Source organism: Monashia sp. NPDC004114 (genome assembly GCF_053603855.1).
Map to the genome: position 1 here is coordinate 187,134 of NZ_JBSGGK010000003.1, position 17,462 is coordinate 204,595.

Genomic DNA, 17,462 nt, shown 5'->3' on the forward strand with positions numbered 1-17,462 from the left:
CACGCCCCGCGGTCGGTCGGATACGAGACGTCGCCGGCAGTTCCTGACTCACCCTTCCCCGTGCTGCGGGTCGGGCTCACAGTGGCGGGACCGTCCCGGACTCGCACCGGGTTCCTGGTCGACAACGCTGGCCGCAGCCTAGCGGGTGGCGCTGCCTGCCGCGCCCGAGGCTGGGATGCGCCTGGTCACATGGCGAACGGGTCGGCGCCCGAGGCGAGCGCCGGAAGCATGACCGAAGCGAGCCGGGCATAGAGATGCCGCTGCAGCCTCGGGCCGAAGCTGACGCGGGCAACGCCGAACGCCGCCAGCTCGGCAAGGGTCAGCCGGCCCGAGCCGAAGCCGATGTTCACCGGACCAGGGATCCCCTCGACGAGGGCTCGGATCGCTTTCGGGTCGTCGGTGGCGATCGGGTAGACACAGTCGGCACCGGCCTCGAGGTAGCGCCGTCCCCGGTCGATCGACGCCCGGACCTGCTCGTCGAGCGTGCCCTGGCCGCGGATGAAGGAGTCGGTGCGCGCGTTGACCACGAGGTCGGCACCCTGTGCCTCGGCCGCGGCGCGGACCGCGGCCAGGAACCCGGCCTGCACATCGGCGTCGACCAGCTCGCCCGTCGCGGGGTCCGAGTCCTCGAGGTTGACGCCGACCACACCGGTCCCGGTGAGGCGCTCGACGAGCTCGTCGGGCGGGAGCCGGTACCCGCGCTCGAAGTCGACTGTCACGGGGACGTCCACGGCACGGGCGAGGCGAGCGCTCGCGGCGAGCACCTCCTCGACCGGTGTCGCCTCGCCGTCGGCCCACCCGAGGACTGCCGAGGTCGCGACGCTGCTCGTGGCCACCGCTCGGAAGCCGGCCTCCTGCACCAGTCGCGCCGACGCGGCATCCCACGCGTTGGGCAGCACGAGCGGCGTGCCCGGGACATGAAGGGCTCGGAGGGTTGCGGCCTTCTCGCGCGAGGCCGACGGAGACGTTGGGTCAGTCATGCAGCCCACGGTAGGCCGGCCCACTGACACCCGCCCGGCCCAGCGGTGGATCGGGGTTGTCTACTATCCCCGCGTGAGTGCCGCAGCCCGCGAGAGGCAGACCCCGGACGCCTGCCCTGCCGTGTCGCGACCCTTCGCGGCCGCTGACGGGTCGATCGTCCGCCTTCGTCCCGCGGCTCAGCCGGTGCCGGTCACGGTGCTGGCCGAGCTGCTGGATATTGTTGCGACACAAGATGATCCGTCGATCCAGCTCACCTCGCGTGGAGCCCTGCAGCTGCGCGGCCTGCCGTCCCCCCTCGACCCGAGGCTGCGTGACCGACTCCGCGCCACCGGGCTCGTCCCGTCGCCGACCCACGAGCTGGTCCGCAACGTCGTCGCGTCACCGCTGTCGGGTCTCGACGACCTCGGGCACTGTGACCTTCGTCCCGTCGCCCGCGCGCTGGACGCCGCGCTGTGCGCCGACCCGCGGCTCGCCACCCTGCCGGGCCGGTTCCTGTTCGTGCTCGACGACGGCAGAGGCGACGTCATCGGTGAGCCCTTCGACCTCGGCGTGCTGGCCACCGGACCGGGGCGATGCATCGTCCTGGCCGGCGGCCGGTCGCCCGGCTGGGACTCGTCCATGGCCAGCGCCGTGCCGCGCATCGTCGCCCTCGCCCATGAGTTCCTCGACCGCGTGCCGGGCCAAAGCGTGTGGCACGTGTCCGAGCTGGCTGGTCCGATCGGCCCGCCGCCGACGGCCGGTCCGGTCGTGCTGCCCGACCCCGCCCCGAGGCCGATCGGACCGGTCGGGGACCACATCGTCGTCGGGGTCCCGCTCGGGCTGCTGACCCGCCGCCACGTCGACGCGCTGTATGCCGTCACCGAACGGGTCGTGGTCACCCCTTGGCGTTCGCTCGTGGTCGAGAATGCCGCGACGTCGGCGACCGCGCTCGCGGAGGCAGGCCTCGTCACCAGGCCGGGTTCGCCATGGCAGCGCCTGCACGCCTGCACCGGCCTGCCCGGCTGTGCACGGTCCTCTCTGGACACGCACTCCTTCGCCGCCGAGCTCGCCTCCGTGCTGCCTGCCGGGCAGGTGCCGGTCCACGTGAGCGGGTGCGAGCGGCGATGCGGGACGCCGCGAACGGCATACGTCGACCTGCTGTCGCCGACGAGCCTCGAGGCGGCCCTCACCCTGATGGACCAGGAGGCCCCATGACCGCGCCGACGCGGCCCCGCAAGCGGTACGACTACGAGGACGACGGCCAGGAGATCTACCGCCGGTCGTTCGCGACGATCCGGGCGGAGGCGCGCCTGGACCACCTGCCCGACGATGCCCGGGTCGTCGCGGTGCGGATGGTGCACGCCAGCGGCGACGTCGACCTCCCGGACCACATCGCCGTCCACCCCTCCCTGGTCTCGGCGGCTCGGACCGCCCTCGCGGCGGGCGCGCCCATCTTCACCGACGCGCACATGATCGCGTCGGGCATCACCCGCGCTCGCCTGCCGCGCGACAACAACGTCGTCTGCATGCTGCGCGACGAGAGCGTCCCCGCACTGGCAAAGCTCTGGGGCACAACGCGATCCGCTGCAGCCGTGTCCCTGTGGGGTGACCGGATCGACGGTGCTGTCGTCGCGATCGGCAACGCGCCGACCGCCCTCTTCCACCTCCTCGAGCTGGTCGCCGACGGCGGCCCGCGACCCGCCGCGGTCATCGGGATCCCCGTCGGGTTCGTCGGATCGGCCGAGTCGAAGGTCGCGCTGACCGAGAACCCCTTCGGCATTCCCTGGCTCGTCGTCCACGGTCGCCGCGGCGGGTCCGCGCTGGCGGCGTCCGCGGTGAACGCGCTCGCGCGCGAGGAGGAGCTGTGAACAGGATGCCTTCTGCCACAGTCCGTCCCGGCTGGCTTCGCGGGGTCGGTGTCGGGCCCGGCGACCCGGAGCTGGTGACCGTCAAGGCGGCTCGCCTCATCGGCGAGGCCGACGTCGTGGCCTTCCACAGCGGCCCCCGCGGTGACTCCATCGCTAGGCGCATCGCCTCGTCGTACCTCCGGGAAGGCGTCGTCGAGGAGCTGCTCGCCTACCCGGTCACCACCGGTGAGACCAACCACCCCCTCGGCTACCACGGGCTCATGTCGGACTTCTACGACGAGTCCGCCGATCGCCTTGCGGCCCATCTGAACTCAGGTCGCAACGTGGTCGTCCTCGCCGAAGGCGACCCACTCTTCTACGGCACCTTCATGTACCTTCACGACCGGCTCGCGGACCGCTACGACACCGCGGTCGTGCCCGGCGTGACATCGGTCAGCGGGTCGGCCGCGGCCGTTGCGACGGGGCTGTGCCGTCACGAGGATGTCCTGACGATCCTGCCCGGGACCCTGCCCGTCCCGGAGCTCGCGCGACGGCTCGCGGACACCCAGGCCGCTGTCGTCATGAAGCTCGGTCGCACGTTCGAGGGAGTGCGCGAGGCGCTGCGTCAGGCAGGACGGCTCGACGACGCGCGCTACGTCGAGCGGGCGAGCTCGGAGGCCGAACGCGTCCTGCCTGTCGCGGAGGTCGACGCTGCGACCGTGCCGTACATGTCGATGGTCGTCGTGCCGGGTCGCGACCTGCGGGCCGATGCGGCGGGTCGTGCGGCCGGGTCCGCCCGGGCGTCCGACCCGCCCGGCCCCGCCACACGGCATACGGTCCTCGACCACCGGCCCACCTCCTCGGAGGTCGTCGTGGTGGGGCTGGGCCCAGGCCCCGACCGGTGGCTCACGCCGGAGGTGTCTGCCGCTCTTGCGGACGTCGACCACGTGGTCGGCTACGCGCCCTACGTCAACCGGGTGCCTCAGCGGACCGGGCTGACGCGGCACGCGTCGGGCAACACGGTGGAGGTGGACCGGGCGCTGTTCGCGCTCGAGCTCGCTCGCACGGGCGAGCGCGTCGCCGTCGTCTCCGGCGGCGACGCCGGGGTCTTCGGGATGGCCTCCGCGGTGTTCGAGGCCGCAGAGACGCGCGGCTACTCCGACGTGCGGGTGCGCGTCCTGCCGGGCCTCACGGCGGCGCAGGCCGTCGCCGCCCGCGCGGGTGCGCCACTAGGCGCCGACTACGCGGTCATGTCGCTGTCCGACCGGCTCAAGCCCTGGGACGTCATCGAGCGACGGCTCCGGGCCGCGGCGGCTTCGGACCTGGTCATCGCGCTCTACAACCCGGCCTCACGCAGCCGCACCCACCAGGTCGCGCGTGCCCGCGAGGCGCTCCTCGAGGTCCGCCGTGCAGACACCGTCGTCGTGGTCGGCCGGGACGTCGGACGCCCGGAGGAGTCCGTCACGGTGACGACCCTGGGCGACCTCGACCCTGGGAGCATCGACATGAAGTGCCTGGTCATCGTCGGAGCGACCAGCACCCGGGTCACCCGGTCGGGTCAGGTCTGGACGCCCCGCTTCGTGACGCCGGCCGGTTCAGACGCTCCCGGCCGCCAGCGCCGTCACCTGCCGGGCGACGAGGTCGAACGGCTCTAGGCTGCGCTCTGCGCGGGCGAGTGCCACTGCCCCCTCTGCCGACGAGATCGCCAGTGCGGCAAGGGCCGTGGCGCGCTCGGCAGTCAGTCCGCCTTCTGCCAGCAGGGACTCCAGGTGCCGGCGCCACGCGCTGAAGACCACGCCCGCGTGGGTGACCGTCTCATCGTCATCGCCTCCGACGGCGACCGCGAGCACGGCACATCCGGCACGCAGGTCGGTGGCGGTGAGGAGGCTGCGCCACATGGCGAAGAACCGGCTGACGACCGCCTCCGCGGGCTGCCCCCGCACCTCCTCGAGCACGTCGCGTGCACGGTCGCTCGCGAGGTCGAGGGCCGCGACGTACAGCTCCCGCTTCCCGCCGGGGAAGTGATGGTAGGTCGAGCCGCGCGGCGCGCCGGTGGCCTCCAGGACGTCACCGAAGGACGCGCCCGCCGGGCCATGCTCGGCGAGCAGTCGCACCGCCCCCGAGACCATCCGCGCCCTGACCTCGCCCTTCGCCATGTCCGCACCTCCCGGGACGAACTATGTACATCACCATAGTTCCTTGTCTACTATGCAGACCACCATAGTTCACTGAAGGAGCGCATCATGCCGATGATCGACGTCTACGCCAGGCCAGGTCGCTTCGGCGACCCGACCGCCCTGGCCAGCAAGCTCGCCGCGACCCTGATGGAGGTCGAAGGGGTGCCGCCGATCGCCCTGTTCAAGGAGAACACCGCTGCGTTCGTGCACGAGGTGACCCTGGCGAACGTCGACGGCCACGACGACTACGTCCGGGTCCAGGTGCTCACCAACGCGGGCGCGCTCGACCGCGACAAGCAGCTCGCCGCGGTGCGACGCCTGACCGACGTCGTGTCAGAGGCGGCCGGCGACCCCACGCTCGCGGACCGCACCTGGGTGCTGCTGACCGAGACCTACGACGGAGCATGGGGCATCGCAGGACACGCGAACACCAACGACGAGCTCGTGGCGCTCGCCCGCGCCCAGCTCGCGAGCTGACCGTCAGCCGACGTGCGCGTAGGTGAGCGAGAGCCCGCTGGGCGCGAAGGCTCGGCCCTCGAGGCGGGGTGGTAGCGGCGAGACGCCTGGGCCGCCGGAGCGCACCCAGGCCACCACGTCGTCGACGGCCGCGTCGTCGAGCACACCACCGACCCAGACCGGCCGGGCGCCGCGCCGCCTGCCCTCCGGCGACGGCGTCACCACGACGACGTTCGACTGGTCACAGGCGAGCAGGCACGCGCTTCGCAGCACCCGCGCGGTGCCCCGGGTGCCGACCTCGAGCCCCGCCAGGAGGCGGTCGTGGTCGACACCCGGGTGCTTGCGCGCGGTGCCGCAACAGCAGTCGCGGCAGACCCGGATGATGCAGCCCGCCGGGGCCGGCTCGCCCTGCCGGTATGCCGTCACGCCGGCGCCGGTGCGACCGCGCTCCGGGTGACCGCGGCCCGCTCCATGAGGAGCCCGAAGCTCACGCCGAGGACCAGCCACATGACCGCGAGCTGCGCCAGCGAGGCGAGGCGGAACTCCCAGATCAGCGCCGCGGGGACGTCGCTCGGGATCGCGTCGGGCGAGCCCGGCACGAGCGCGAAGACCAGTGCGACAGCGACGACGCCGGCTGCGATGTCGGCCGCCCAGCGGAGTGACGGCGCGACCTCATGCGCTGCCAGCCACCGGTCGAGCGCTGCCACGAGCAGGACGGCGGCGACTCCGAGCAGGAGGACGACGGCATACAGCATCGTGCGGCGGCCGACGGTGGCCGGGTCGCCGACGGCCGGTGGGTTTGCGGGCATCTTCAGCGCGGGCAACAGGCTCACGGCGCCGAAGCCCACCCCAGCGAGGACGACCGACTTTGCGAAGTCCGTTGTGCCGCCGAGGCGCTCACGCACCTTGACGAAGACGATCGCGAAGATCACTCCGAAGGCGATGCCGACGATGACGGACGTCAGCGCGCCCCCGACGACCTGGGCGGAACGTGAGACCAGCGGCTCGCCACCGGTATGGACCGGCAGCGCGAGCGGCGCCGACCGCCCCCCTCCGAGGTGGTTGGTCTCTCGGGCGTCCTCGATCGCGAGCGCCTTGCGGATGACTGGCTCGACGACGAGCCAAATGACGAGTGCCGCGGCCAGACCGGCTGCAGCACCTGCGGCGACCCCGCGCCGCAGGATCGCTCCGAAGCCGACCACGACGTCAGTGGCAGGGCACGCCGAGGGCGTGACGGGCGTCGTGGGTCAGCTCGTGGAGCATCTGCGCAGCAGGTGCGCTGAGCAGCGCCCCGTTCTCCTGCGAGAGGAAGTACAGCGTGAACACCGCGAACGCGAGCAGCGCCCACGCCCACAGGGGGACGCGGACGCGCGCGGTGGCGACGGTGGCGACGGGGGCGACAGCGGACGACGAAACGTTGGCCATGGCGGACTGACCCTTTCTTTCCATGCCTCGTGGACAGATCACGCCGCAGCCGGTCTCCTGGCTTCCAGATCGCCGCGCCTCCCCAGCCTTCCCAGCGACCCGGCTACGAACCTGCGGTCACCAGTGGCGATGGTGGGGACTTGCTCCCTGGTCACAGTGGCGAGGACCACGTCGGACTCACACCGACTTCCCGTGCACTGCGGCAGCCGCATCCTGACACAGGTCATGGCCGCCCGGCCACCCGGGTGCCGTAGAGGTGAGACTCGACGAAGTCGTCCGACTCCCTCGCGCCGAGCGCCCGGCCGACGAGGATCACCGCCGCCTGCCGGAGCCGCGCGGCCTCGACCTGATCGGCGATGTCCGCCAGCGTGCCGTGCAGGACGAGCTGGCCAGGCTGCTCCGCGTTCGCGACGACGACCACGGGGCAGTCGGCGCCGTAGTCGCTGACGAGCTCGCCCGCGAGCCGCCGGGTATGCCGGATGGCGAGGTGGAGCACGAGCGTGGCTCTCGTGCGGGCGAACTCGGCGAGTGCCTCGGTCGCGGGCATCTGTGTCGAGTCACGGTGCGCGCGGGTGAGAACCACCGACTGGGCGACCTCAGGGACGGTCAGCTCACGGCCCACGAGGGCTGCCGCGGCCGCATACGCGGGCACGCCTGGGGTCACGTCCCACGGCACCCCGGCCCGGTCCAGCCGCCGGGTCTGTTCCGCGATCGCGGAGTAGATGGAGGGGTCTCCGGAGCAGAGTCGAGCCACGTCGTGCCCCATCTCGTGGGCCCGGATGCAGTGCTCGACGATCGCGTCGAGGTGGAGGTGCTGCGTGTCGACGAGCGTCGCGCCTGGGCCGCAGTGAGCGAGCACCTCGGGCCCGATGTAGGTCCCGGCATAGAGACACACCTCGGACCGTTCCATGAGACCGACCGCCCGCAGGGTGAGCAGGTCGGCGGCGCCAGGGCCTGCTCCGATGAAGTGGATCGTCACGAGAGCTCCTGCCGAATCGCTTGTGGCACAGTCTTTTCCACGGACCACTGGGTCACCGCCCGGGCGGGTCGCCAGCCGTTGAGCGAGCCCAGGGGCTCCAGGTCCTCGATCGCGACCCGGGACATTCGACCGCCGAGCCTCGCACGCGCGTCGTGCACCACCCGCTCCGTCTCGACCGTCACTGCGTGCACGACGAGGCGTCCGCCGGGGACCAGCGCTGCCCAGCAGCGGTCGATCAGGTCCGCGGTCGCGCCCCCGCCGACGAAGACGGCGTCCGGCGCCGGGAGTCCGCTCACCAGGTCCACCGATGCTCCCTCGTGGACGACGAGCCCGGGCACGCCGAGTCGCCTGGCATTGCGCCGGATCCGCTCCGCGCGCTCGGGATCGCGCTCCACCGAGTGCACGACGCTGCGCGGGTGCAGACGGGCGAACTCGATGCCGACCGAGCCGGAGCCCGCGCCCAGGTCCCACATGAGGTCCCCCGGCTGCGGTGCGAGGTGTGCGAGGGCTGCGGCGCGTACGAGCCGTTTCGTCAGCTGCCCGTCGTTCTCGTATGCCGTGTCGTCGAGACCCGGCGCCAGGGACCGCGGTGACGATGCGGGGTCCGGGCGGCACTCGATGCACACGACGTGCAGCCGAGGGACGGGACGGTCGTCCCACGACGCGGCCACGCACTCGGTTCGTGACTCATCCGCAGCGCCGAGGTCGCCGAGGACCGTGAGGCGGCTGGCGGCATACCCCTCCTCGACGAGGAGCCGGGCGATGCGGGAAGGACTGTCGTCGCCCGAGGTGAGCACCACGACCTTCGCCCGCGGAGACAGGTCTCGACGGAGCCGGTCCACGTCGCGTCCCACCAGGCTCACGGCGTCCGACTCCTCTGCCGCCCAACCCATTCGGGCGCGCGCCAGCGCGACCGAGGAGACGTTGGGATGGATGCGGACAAGCTCAGCACCCCACGCCTCGAGCAGGGTCGCCCCCACACCGGACACCAGAGGGTCGCCGCTCGCGAGCACGACCGCGCGCCGCCCGAGCAGCCGGGGCAGCAGCGAGTCGAGCCCCGCACGAAGCGGGGACGGCCACACGATGCGCTCGACCAGAGGCGTCCCGTCGAGCATCGCCAGATGCCGCTCGCCGCCCACGACGACCTCGGCCCCGTCCACGAGCCGACGCTCGTCGGGGCCGAGAGAACCCAGACCGGACGCGCCGACCCCGACCACCTCGATCACGTCCGCGACCCTAGCGGGGTGTCCGGGTCGAGGGGTCTGGCAGACTGCGCTGTGGCGACGGGGAGAGGAATCCGGTGAGAGTCCGGAGCGGTCCCGCCACTGTGATGCACGCCCGACAGCACGCCCGTCGGCCCGTGCCAGCCAGGGCATCTCCCGCCGTTGGTCCCGTCCGCCGGACGGGACCGGTCAACCACGCGGGCGAGGCACCCGCAGGAGGCACTCGACGATGTACGACGGCTCGACCGACCCCATGTCCTTCCCGTTCACCGCCGTCGTCGGGTCGGACGACCTGGCGCTCGCGCTCGTGCTCACTGCGGTGTCACCCGAGGTCGGCGGGGTGCTCGTCCGCGGCGAGAAGGGCACCGCGAAGTCGACGATGGTGCGGGGCCTCGCCGCGGTGCTGCCCCCACAGACCGTCGTGGCCGGATGCCGGTTCGGCTGCGCGCCCGCCGCGGTGCCCGAAGGCGAGGCGTATGCCGTCGGCGGCCTCCCTGGGCGCGCTGACCACTGCCCCGACGGGCCGCACGACCCGCTCGGCGAGGTCAGTGCCCGGCCCGCCCGGCTCGTGGAGCTGCCCATCGGGGCGACGGAGGACCGGGTGGTCGGGTCGCTCGACCTCGAACGGGCGCTGACGCACCGTGAGACGGCGTACCAGCCCGGCCTGCTCGCCGCCGCCAACCGCGGCATGCTCTACGTCGACGAGGTCAACCTGCTGCACGACCACCTCGTCGACCTGCTCCTTGACGCGGCCGCGATGGGCCGCAACACCGTCGAGCGCGACGGCGTCTCGGTGTCCCACGCCGCCAGGATCGTGCTCGTCGGCACGATGAACCCCGAGGAGGGTGAGCTCCGTCCACAGCTGCTCGACCGCTTCGGGCTGACGGTCGAGGTCGTGGCCCCGCGAGATCCGGACCTGCGGGCGGAGGTCGTGCGCCGGCGCCTGGCCTTCGACGCCGATCCGGCGGGGTTCGCGTTGCGGTATGGCTCCGCCCAGTCCGAGCTGCGCGAGCGGATCGTCCGAGCGCGCAGCAGCCTGGCCGAGGTTGTCCTCCCGGACGCCGAGCTGACCCGGATCGCCCGGGTGTGCGCGGCCTTCGAGGTTGACGGGCTCCGGGCGGACATCGTCACGGCGCGTGCTGCGGTCGCCCATGCCGCCTGGTCCGGCCGCCTGGCCGTGACCCGTGCGGATGTCCGCGCGGCCGCGCGGCTCGCGCTGCCCCATCGCCGGCGGCGCAACCCGTTCGACTCTCCCGGCCTCGACGAAGACCTCCTGGACGCGGTGCTGGGCGACGACGGGCCGGAACCCGATCCCGACCCCCAGCCCGACCCCGGTCGAGACGACGGTCCGGACAGCGAGACGGGCCCAGCCCTCGACACGCCCCGCGGCACGCCGCGCGACACGCCCCCCGAGCGGCCCGCTCATGACGGGGCCGAGTCGCCGGTCGACACACCCACCGACGAGGCCCGTGCCCACGCAGGTCCGGAGCGAGGGTCAGCGCGCGACCCCAAGGCCTCTGACCGCGCGGCCCCTGCGACCAGGGTCAGCCCACCCGAAGAGCCTTATGGCGCAAGGCTGCTCACCATCAAGGGCCTGGGCGCAGGTGATCCCGGACGGCGGTCGGCCGCCGTGACGAGAGTCGGCCGCCGCCTCGGCGCCTCGGCCAGGACCGATGGGCCCGTGCACCTCCCCGCCACGATCCGCGCAGCCGCTCCCGACCAACCGGTGCGAGCCGACCGGCTGGTGATCCGGCCGGAGCACCTGAGGCGATCCGTTCTGCAGGGCCGGGAGTCGAACCTCGTCCTGCTCTGCGTCGACGCGTCCGGCTCGATGGCCGCTCGCCGACGCATGGAGGCCGTCAAGGGGGCGGCACTCTCGCTGCTGCTCGATGCCTACCAGCGCCGAGACAAGGTCGGCCTGGTGACCTTCCGTGGAGACTCCGCCGACCTCGTCCTGCCGCCGACGAGCTCGGTCGACGTCGCCGCCAGGCGGCTGGAGAACCTGGCCCACGGCGGACGGACGCCGCTCGCGGAAGGGTTGCTCACGGCATACGACACGCTGCGCATCGAGCGGCTGCGCGACCCGAGGCGGCGCGCGCTGCTCGTCGTGGTCACGGACGGCCGCGCGACCGCGGGTTCTGACGCGCTGCCACGGGCCCTTCGGGTGGCCGTCCAGCTGCGCCACGAGGGCGTCGACTCGGTGGTCGTCGACTGCGAGTCGGGACGGTTCCGTCTCGCCCTGGCGACCCGGCTCGCACAAGAGCTCGGGGCCGAGTACGTTCCGGTTGGCGAGCTGGCTGCGTCGGCGATCGTCGACGTCGCGAGGGCCCGCCGAGACACGGCCACAGCCACGAGGAAAGCCACGAGGAAGGTCGCCTGATGCGCGGGCAGCCCACCGCCGTCCCAGAGGACGGACTGACCACTCGACAGCGCCGAAACCGGCCCCTCGTGATCGTCCACACGGGCGACGGCAAGGGCAAGTCGACCGCGGCCTTCGGTCTCGCGCTGCGTGGGTGGAACCAGGGCTGGTCGGTCGGGGTGTTCCAGTTCGTCAAGAGCGCGAAGTGGCGGATCGGCGAGCAGAGCGCGGTCGAAGCCCTCGCCGACCTGCACAGCGACACCGGCCGTGGCGGCCCGATGGAGTGGCACAAGATGGGCTCCGGCTGGTCCTGGTCGCGCAAGGACGGCACCGACGACGACCACGCCGACGCCGCCCGCGAGGGCTGGGCGGAGATCAAGCGGCGCCTCCACGCGGAGACCCACACGCTCTACGTGCTGGACGAGTTCACCTACCCGATGGCATGGGGGTGGGTGGACGTCGACGACGTGGTGCAGACTCTCACCGACCGGCCGGGTCACCAGCATGTCGTCATCACCGGGCGGCGATGCCCCGACGGTGTGCTCGAGGCCGCCGACCTCGTGACCGAGATGACCAAGGTGAAGCATCCCTTCGACGCCGGCCAAAAGGGCCAGCGAGGGATCGAATGGTGAACCAACCAATGAGCACCAAGCTTCCGAGAGTCGTCATTTCCGCACCCGCGTCGGGCCACGGAAAGACCACTGTCGCAACCGGACTCATGGCCGCCCTGCGCGACCGAGGGCTCGGGGTGTCCGGCTTCAAGGTCGGGCCAGACTTCATCGACCCCGGCTACCACTCGCTGGCCACCGGGCGTCCCGGACGCAACCTCGACCCCTTCCTCACCTCCGAGAGCCTCGTCGGGCCGCTCCTGCTGCACGGAGCGAGCGCTCACGGGCACACGGACGTCGCCGTCATCGAGGGCGTCATGGGTCTGTTCGACGGGAGGATCGGCGGAGACGGCTTCGCCTCGACGGCCCACGTAGCGACGCTGACCCGCAGCCCTGTCGTCGTGGTCCTCGACGTCAGCCAGATGGCCCGCACCGCCGCGGCCATCGTGCACGGGTTGGCGACGTTCGACCCGACCACCCGGGTCAGCGGAGTCATCCTCAACAAGGCGGCCTCCGGCCGGCACATGCGCGAGGTGTGGTCGGCGCTCGACGCGACGGGCGTGCCGGTGCTCGGAGTGCTCCCGCGCGACGCGGAGATCGAGGCGCCGTCGCGGCACCTCGGGCTGGTCCCAGCGGCTGAGCGCGACGAGTCCGCCCAGGCCCTCGAGGTGCTCGCCGCACGAGTGGCAACGCACATCGACCTCGATGGTGTGCTGGCGATCGCGCGGTCCGCGCCGGACCTCGCCGGCGAGCCCTGGGACCCGTCGGCCGCACTCGGCCGCGCCGCCCGGCCCGACAGCATACGGCCGGTCGTCGCGGTCGCCGGCGGGCGCGCTTTCACCTTCCGCTACGCGGAGACCGAGGAGCTGATGTATGCCGCCGGGCTGGCTCCCACGGTCTTCGACCCCCTGCGTGACCCGCGCCTCCCGGAGGGCACTGCGGGCATCTATCTCGGCGGCGGCTTCCCCGAGGTCCACGCCGAGGATCTGGCCGCGAACCACTCCCTGCGCCAGTCGATCCGGCGCGCCATCCAAGCGGGGGTGCCGACCGTCGCCGAGTGCGCCGGGATGCTCTACCTCTGCGACTCCGTCGACGGGTCGGCGATGGTGGGCGCCATCCCCGCGGCCGCAGCCATGGGTTCGCGTCTCACCCTCGGCTACCGCACCGCCGTCGCTCCCGGAAACTCCATCCTGGCTGCCGCAGGGACCCGTGTGACCGGCCACGAGTTCCACCGCACCGCGGTGACGTTCGACGACGGGGAGCACTCGGCGTCCGCGTGGCTGCTCGACGGCCACGCGGACGGGTTTGCCCTCGACCCCGCCTTCACCGGCTGGCCGACCCTGCACGCCTCGTACCTGCACACCCACTGGGCGGGGCATCCGCAGCTCGCAGCACGGTTCGCGGCGGCGGTGCACGAGCACGAGGTTCTCTCGCGCTCTCCGGAGGTCGCAGCCCTCGCTGCTGCCGGTGCGGACGGCCCGGACTGATGGACGTCGACCTGCTCCACCACGGCGACCGCGACATCGCGCCTGGGCTCGTCGACCTCGCCGTCAACGTCCGGCTCGCTGCGCCCCCTCCGTGGCTCGCCGAGGTGGTCCGCAGGTCGGTCGCCGACCTGGCCAGATACCCGGACGCTGCCGCGGCGACGGAGGCCATCGCCCGCCGCCACGGCGTCGCGACGGAGCAGGTCCTGCCGACATCCGGCGCCGCGGAGGCGTTCACCCTGATCGCCCGGGGGGTGCCCGGCGACCGCTCGACCGTGGTCCACCCGCAGTTCACCGAGCCAGAGGCCTCGTTGCGGGCCGCCGGTCGGGCCGTTCAGCGGCACATCCTCACGCCGGGCTCCGGCTTCGCACTGGACGCGTGGGCCTTCGGGCCCGGCGGGGCCGACGAGGACGCTGACCTTGTCGTCGTCGGCAACCCGACGAACCCCACCGGGGTCCTGCACGAGGCCGACACCATCGAGTCGCTGCGGCGGCCGGGTCGGGTCGTCGTCGTCGACGAGGCGTTCATGGACTCCGTGCCGGGCGAGCCTGAGTCGGTCATGGGCAGGGACCTGTCGGGGATGCTCGTGGTCAGGTCGCTGACCAAGACGTGGGGCCTGGCCGGGCTGCGGGCGGGCTACGTCGTGGGGGACGCCTCCCTCGTGGCACGGCTGCGCGCAGTTCAGCCCCCCTGGTCGGTCTCCACGCCCGCACTGGCCGCGACGGTCGCCTGCCTCGGCGAGGCGGCTCTGGCCGAGGCGGCTGCCGCGGCCCGCGAGCTGGCGGCCGACCGGGAGGTCCTCGTCGCCGAGCTCGAGGCCATCGGACTCCGACCGGTTGCTTCGTCTCGGGCGCCTTTCGTCCTGGTCGACACCTCCGCCTTGGGACCTGGCTCGGTGCGTGAGGCACTGGGACGCCGCGGGTTCGCGGTCCGGCGCGGGGAGACCTTTCCGGGCCTCGGGCCCGCGTGGATCCGCCTCGCCGTGCGGGACCGCGTCACGTCACGTGCCGTCGCCGGCGCGTTGGCGGACCTCGGGAGGTCGCAGCATGTCGCTTGACCTGACCTTCTCCGGACGGTCGGTCCTGCTGACCGGCGCGGACACCCGCACCGTCGCGACGATCGACGCCCTGGTGCGGGACGGCGCTGCCGTCACCGTCTCGCTCCCCGACGGAGCCGACGTCAGCGACCTGCCCACCTCCGTGCGCGACCTCGCCGACCGGGGCATCGTCGCGTTCGCCACCGACGTGGACGAGACCGCGTTCGACGTCGTCATCCGCGCTGGCGCCAGGGGATCCGAATCCCCAAGGCACCATGCGGCATTCGCGCCGGTGGCGACGCCTCCCGGCGACGGGCGCGACGAGGCGGTCGCGACGGGGACGGTCACCCTCGTCGGTGGCGGGCTCGGCGACCCGGGTCTGCTCACGGTCGCGGGTCGCGAGGCGATCCGCGCGGCCGACGTTATCGTCCACGACCGGCTCGCCCCGGTGAGCGCGCTCCACGAGGCACGGCGCGACGCCTCCATCATCGACGTGGGCAAGATCCCACGCGGTGACTTCACTCCGCAGGAGCGGATCAACGCGGTGCTGGTCGAGCAGGCCCTCGCGGGCCGCAATGTGGTGCGGCTCAAGGGTGGCGACAGCTTCGTGTTCGGCCGCGGAGGTGAAGAGGCCGAGGCATGTGCTGCCGAGGGCATCCCCGTGGTCGTCATCCCCGGGGTGTCTTCCAGCATCGCGGGGCCGGCCCTGGCCGGCATCCCCGTGACGCACCGCGCGCTGTCCCAGGGCTTCACCGTGGTCAGTGGCCATGTGCCGCCGGGAGACCCTCGCGGCACGGTCGACTGGGGCTCCGTCGCCCGAAGCAACACAACGATAGTCGTGCTGATGGGCGTCGCGACCCTCACAATGCTTGCGGACACCCTTGTCCGAGAAGGGCTTTCGCCTGACACCCCAGCGGCGGTCATCGCGGATGCGGGTCTGCCGAGCATGCGCAGCGTGCGAGCCAGGCTTGCGGACATCGCGGAGATGGCGCAGCGCGAGGGTCTGGGAGCTCCAGCAGTGGTAGTCGTCGGCGCGGTGGCCGCGCTCGACCTGCTCGCATGAGTCGGGCCCTCGGGCTGGCTCTCGGCTGGGCTGCCGACCAGGTGGTCGGTGACCCGCGTCGCTGGCATCCCGTGGCCGGGTTCGGCTCCGCCGCAACGACGCTCGAGAGACGCACCTATGCCGCTCGACGCGCCCCCGGCGTCGCGCACGTCGCGCTGCTGGTCGGTGCGGCCTCCGGACTCGGGGTGCTCGCCGAGCGGGCGACGCGCCGCCACGGCGTTGCTCACACTCTGCTGACCGCGGCGGCGACCTGGGCGGTGCTGGGTGGTCGTTCGCTGACCCGCGAGGCCGAGGCGGTCGACGCGCAGCTGGCTGCGGGCGACCTCGCGGCCGCGCGGGTGCAGGTGCGCAACCTGGTGGGCCGAGACACCGGCTCCCTGGACGCCGACGGCGTGGCCCGCGCCTGCATCGAGTCGGTCGCAGAGAACACCTCCGACGCGGTCGTCGCACCTCTGCTGTGGGGCGGTCTCCTGGGGATCCCAGGGCTTCTCGGCTATCGGGCCGTCAACACGTTGGACGCGATGGTCGGCCACCGTTCGCCGCGCTACGCCGAGTTCGGCTGGGCCGCCGCACGACTCGACGACGTCGCGAACTGGGTGCCGGCCCGCGTCACAGCTGGGTTGGCACTGGCTGCAGGGTGGACGCGAGGACCGAGCCGGACACGCGAGGGGTGGAACGCAGTTCGTCGCGACGCGCCTGCGCATCCCAGCCCCAACGGCGGTGTGGTCGAGTCCGCATTCGCCGGCGTGCTGGGCGTGACCCTCGGCGGCACGAACGTCTATGACGGTAGGTCCGAAGACCGCGGGACGCTCGGTACGGGCCCTGCGGCGACGAGCGCGGACATCCGCGCCGCCACGCGTCTGGCACGATTCGTGTCTACGGGGGCCCTCGTCTGCGCGGTCGGCGGCGCCGCACTGGTCCGCCGCGCTGCACGACCTGTCTGACCCCGCCACCCCGGGTCCGCAATGTGGACACCTTGTCCATTGTGTGGACAGGGTCGTCTCCCGTGAGGCGAAGCAGTGCGGAGTAGGGCATGCTGTGGGCTCGTGCCCGCAACCACCGGAGACTCACCTGCCGCCACGGCTTCCGCTGCCACCACAGCGACCGCCGCAACGGCAGCCAGCGCCGTCACCACCGCTCCCGCCAACCGCGCCGCGGCCGGCCCGAGGAACGTGTTCATCCTCCTCGTGCTCGCGGGAGTGCTGTTGCCGTTCCCGGCCGGACCGGTCAGCATCCTCGGCGCCGCCTTCCTGGCGCTCCGGAGCCGGATGCGGCCCTGGATCCCCGCCGTGCTCGTGGCCGGAGCCATCGCCCTGACAGCGCCCGCGCTCACCCGCTGACCAGCGGGCCCCTGCCCCCCAGCGGCACTGCCTCTCCCTGGTCGAGTGGGCGCCCCGTCACTCCCGCCACACAGGCCACCCACCCGTCACGTGACAGGAGGGACCACGCGGCCACTCGACGGAGCGAGACGGCATACCGACGCGTCCCGGTCGCCCCCAGCGGCACTGCCTCTCCCCTGGTCGAGTGGGCGCCCCGTCACTCCCGCCACACAGGCCACCCACCCGTCATGTGACAGGTGGGACCACGCGGCCACTCGACGAAGCGAGACGGCATACCGACGCGTCCTGGTCGCGCCCAGCGGCACTGCCTCTCTCCTGGTCGAGTGGGCGCCCCGTCACTCCCGCCACACAGGCCACGTGACAGGTGGGACCACGCGGCCACTCGACGAAGCGAGACGGCATACCGACGCGTCCCGGTCGCGCCCAGCGGCACTGCCTCTCTCCTGGTCGAGTGGGCGCCCCGTCACTCCCGCCACACAGGCCACGTGACAGGAGGGACCACGC

General features: G+C 72.7%; 18 protein-coding genes and 3 riboswitches. Of the genes, 11 read left to right on the forward strand and 7 right to left on the reverse strand.

Annotated features, from left to right (window positions below; translation table 11 throughout):
• Window positions 1-37: 37 nt before the first annotated feature.
• A riboswitch (cobalamin riboswitch) is annotated at window positions 38-117 on the reverse strand.
• A 68-nt stretch (window positions 118-185) separates the two neighbouring features.
• Window positions 186-980 (reverse strand): isocitrate lyase/PEP mutase family protein, encoded by a 795-nt coding sequence (locus tag ACWEOW_RS05715; RefSeq protein WP_452268201.1) that lies wholly within the window; start codon window positions 978-980, stop codon window positions 186-188.
• Window positions 981-1,053: 73 nt separating this feature from the next.
• On the opposite strand from ACWEOW_RS05715, the gene ACWEOW_RS05720 reads away from it, so the two are divergent.
• The 3 genes from ACWEOW_RS05720 to ACWEOW_RS05730 are packed head-to-tail and all read left to right on the forward strand — an operon-like array spanning window position 1,054 to window position 4,462.
• The gene (locus ACWEOW_RS05720) at window positions 1,054-2,175 is read left to right on the forward strand and encodes a precorrin-3B synthase (protein WP_452268202.1); all 1,122 of its coding nucleotides are present in this window, start codon (window positions 1,054-1,056) and stop codon (window positions 2,173-2,175) included.
• Window positions 2,172-2,828: a precorrin-8X methylmutase gene (locus tag ACWEOW_RS05725; protein ID WP_452268203.1), complete on the forward strand. Its 657-nt coding sequence runs from the start codon at window positions 2,172-2,174 to the stop codon at window positions 2,826-2,828. The genes ACWEOW_RS05720 and ACWEOW_RS05725 overlap by 4 nt, the downstream gene beginning before the upstream one ends.
• A gap of 5 nt (window positions 2,829-2,833) precedes the next feature.
• A complete protein-coding gene (locus ACWEOW_RS05730; RefSeq protein WP_452268204.1) occupies window positions 2,834-4,462 on the forward strand; it encodes a precorrin-2 C(20)-methyltransferase in 1,629 nt (542 codons plus the stop codon).
• Here the strand turns inward: ACWEOW_RS05730 and ACWEOW_RS05735 are convergent.
• A complete protein-coding gene (locus ACWEOW_RS05735; RefSeq protein WP_452268205.1) occupies window positions 4,403-4,963 on the reverse strand; it encodes a TetR/AcrR family transcriptional regulator in 561 nt (186 codons plus the stop codon). The two genes, ACWEOW_RS05730 and ACWEOW_RS05735, sit on opposite strands and share 60 nt — an antisense overlap.
• Window positions 4,964-5,050: 87 nt before the next feature.
• Between ACWEOW_RS05735 and ACWEOW_RS05740 the strand changes: the two genes are divergently transcribed.
• Entirely contained in the window at window positions 5,051-5,461 is a 411-nt protein-coding gene (locus ACWEOW_RS05740) for a tautomerase family protein (protein WP_452268206.1), read from the forward strand.
• Window positions 5,462-5,464: 3 nt separating this feature from the next.
• On the opposite strand, the gene ACWEOW_RS05745 is transcribed toward ACWEOW_RS05740, so the two are convergent.
• From ACWEOW_RS05745 to cbiE, 5 genes are all read right to left on the reverse strand, one after another.
• The gene (locus ACWEOW_RS05745) at window positions 5,465-5,866 is read right to left on the reverse strand and encodes a hypothetical protein (RefSeq protein ID WP_452268207.1); all 402 of its coding nucleotides are present in this window, start codon (window positions 5,864-5,866) and stop codon (window positions 5,465-5,467) included.
• Window positions 5,863-6,642 (reverse strand): CbtA family protein, encoded by a 780-nt coding sequence (locus ACWEOW_RS05750; protein ID WP_452268208.1) that lies wholly within the window; start codon window positions 6,640-6,642, stop codon window positions 5,863-5,865. The genes ACWEOW_RS05745 and ACWEOW_RS05750 overlap by 4 nt, the downstream gene beginning before the upstream one ends.
• 4 nt (window positions 6,643-6,646) lie before the next feature.
• Complete coding sequence (locus ACWEOW_RS05755; RefSeq protein ID WP_452268209.1) at window positions 6,647-6,865, reverse strand: CbtB domain-containing protein; 219 nt, start codon at window positions 6,863-6,865, stop codon at window positions 6,647-6,649.
• Between the two features lie 30 nt (window positions 6,866-6,895).
• A riboswitch (cobalamin riboswitch) is annotated at window positions 6,896-7,091 on the reverse strand.
• Complete coding sequence (locus ACWEOW_RS05760) at window positions 7,089-7,844, reverse strand: cobalt-precorrin-4/precorrin-4 C(11)-methyltransferase (RefSeq protein ID WP_452268210.1); 756 nt, start codon at window positions 7,842-7,844, stop codon at window positions 7,089-7,091. It overlaps the preceding riboswitch by 3 nt.
• The gene (cbiE, locus tag ACWEOW_RS05765; protein ID WP_452268211.1) at window positions 7,841-9,070 is read right to left on the reverse strand and encodes a precorrin-6y C5,15-methyltransferase (decarboxylating) subunit CbiE; all 1,230 of its coding nucleotides are present in this window, start codon (window positions 9,068-9,070) and stop codon (window positions 7,841-7,843) included. The genes ACWEOW_RS05760 and cbiE overlap by 4 nt, the downstream gene beginning before the upstream one ends.
• A 67-nt stretch (window positions 9,071-9,137) precedes the next feature.
• A riboswitch (cobalamin riboswitch) is annotated at window positions 9,138-9,219 on the forward strand.
• A 77-nt stretch (window positions 9,220-9,296) separates the two neighbouring features.
• On the opposite strand from cbiE, the gene ACWEOW_RS05770 reads away from it, so the two are divergent.
• The 7 genes from ACWEOW_RS05770 (at window position 9,297) to ACWEOW_RS05800 (ending at window position 16,958) form a co-directional block, all read left to right on the forward strand.
• Complete coding sequence (locus ACWEOW_RS05770) at window positions 9,297-11,447, forward strand: magnesium chelatase subunit D family protein (protein ID WP_452268212.1); 2,151 nt, start codon at window positions 9,297-9,299, stop codon at window positions 11,445-11,447.
• Window positions 11,447-12,058, forward strand: a complete 612-nt coding sequence (gene cobO, locus ACWEOW_RS05775) for a cob(I)yrinic acid a,c-diamide adenosyltransferase (protein WP_452268213.1) — start codon at window positions 11,447-11,449, stop codon at window positions 12,056-12,058. The genes ACWEOW_RS05770 and cobO overlap by 1 nt, the downstream gene beginning before the upstream one ends.
• 8 nt (window positions 12,059-12,066) lie before the next feature.
• Window positions 12,067-13,521, forward strand: coding sequence for a cobyrinate a,c-diamide synthase (locus tag ACWEOW_RS05780; protein ID WP_452268214.1), 1,455 nt, complete (start codon window positions 12,067-12,069; stop codon window positions 13,519-13,521).
• Window positions 13,521-14,576: an Rv2231c family pyridoxal phosphate-dependent protein CobC gene (gene cobC, locus ACWEOW_RS05785; RefSeq protein WP_452268215.1), complete on the forward strand. Its 1,056-nt coding sequence runs from the start codon at window positions 13,521-13,523 to the stop codon at window positions 14,574-14,576. The genes ACWEOW_RS05780 and cobC overlap by 1 nt, the downstream gene beginning before the upstream one ends.
• Complete coding sequence (cobA, locus tag ACWEOW_RS05790; protein WP_452268216.1) at window positions 14,566-15,618, forward strand: uroporphyrinogen-III C-methyltransferase; 1,053 nt, start codon at window positions 14,566-14,568, stop codon at window positions 15,616-15,618. The genes cobC and cobA overlap by 11 nt, the downstream gene beginning before the upstream one ends.
• The gene (locus ACWEOW_RS05795; RefSeq protein WP_452268217.1) at window positions 15,615-16,562 is read left to right on the forward strand and encodes a cobalamin biosynthesis protein; all 948 of its coding nucleotides are present in this window, start codon (window positions 15,615-15,617) and stop codon (window positions 16,560-16,562) included. The genes cobA and ACWEOW_RS05795 overlap by 4 nt, the downstream gene beginning before the upstream one ends.
• Window positions 16,563-16,664: 102 nt before the next feature.
• A complete protein-coding gene (locus tag ACWEOW_RS05800) occupies window positions 16,665-16,958 on the forward strand; it encodes a hypothetical protein (protein ID WP_452268218.1) in 294 nt (97 codons plus the stop codon).
• Window positions 16,959-17,462 lie beyond the last annotated feature (504 nt).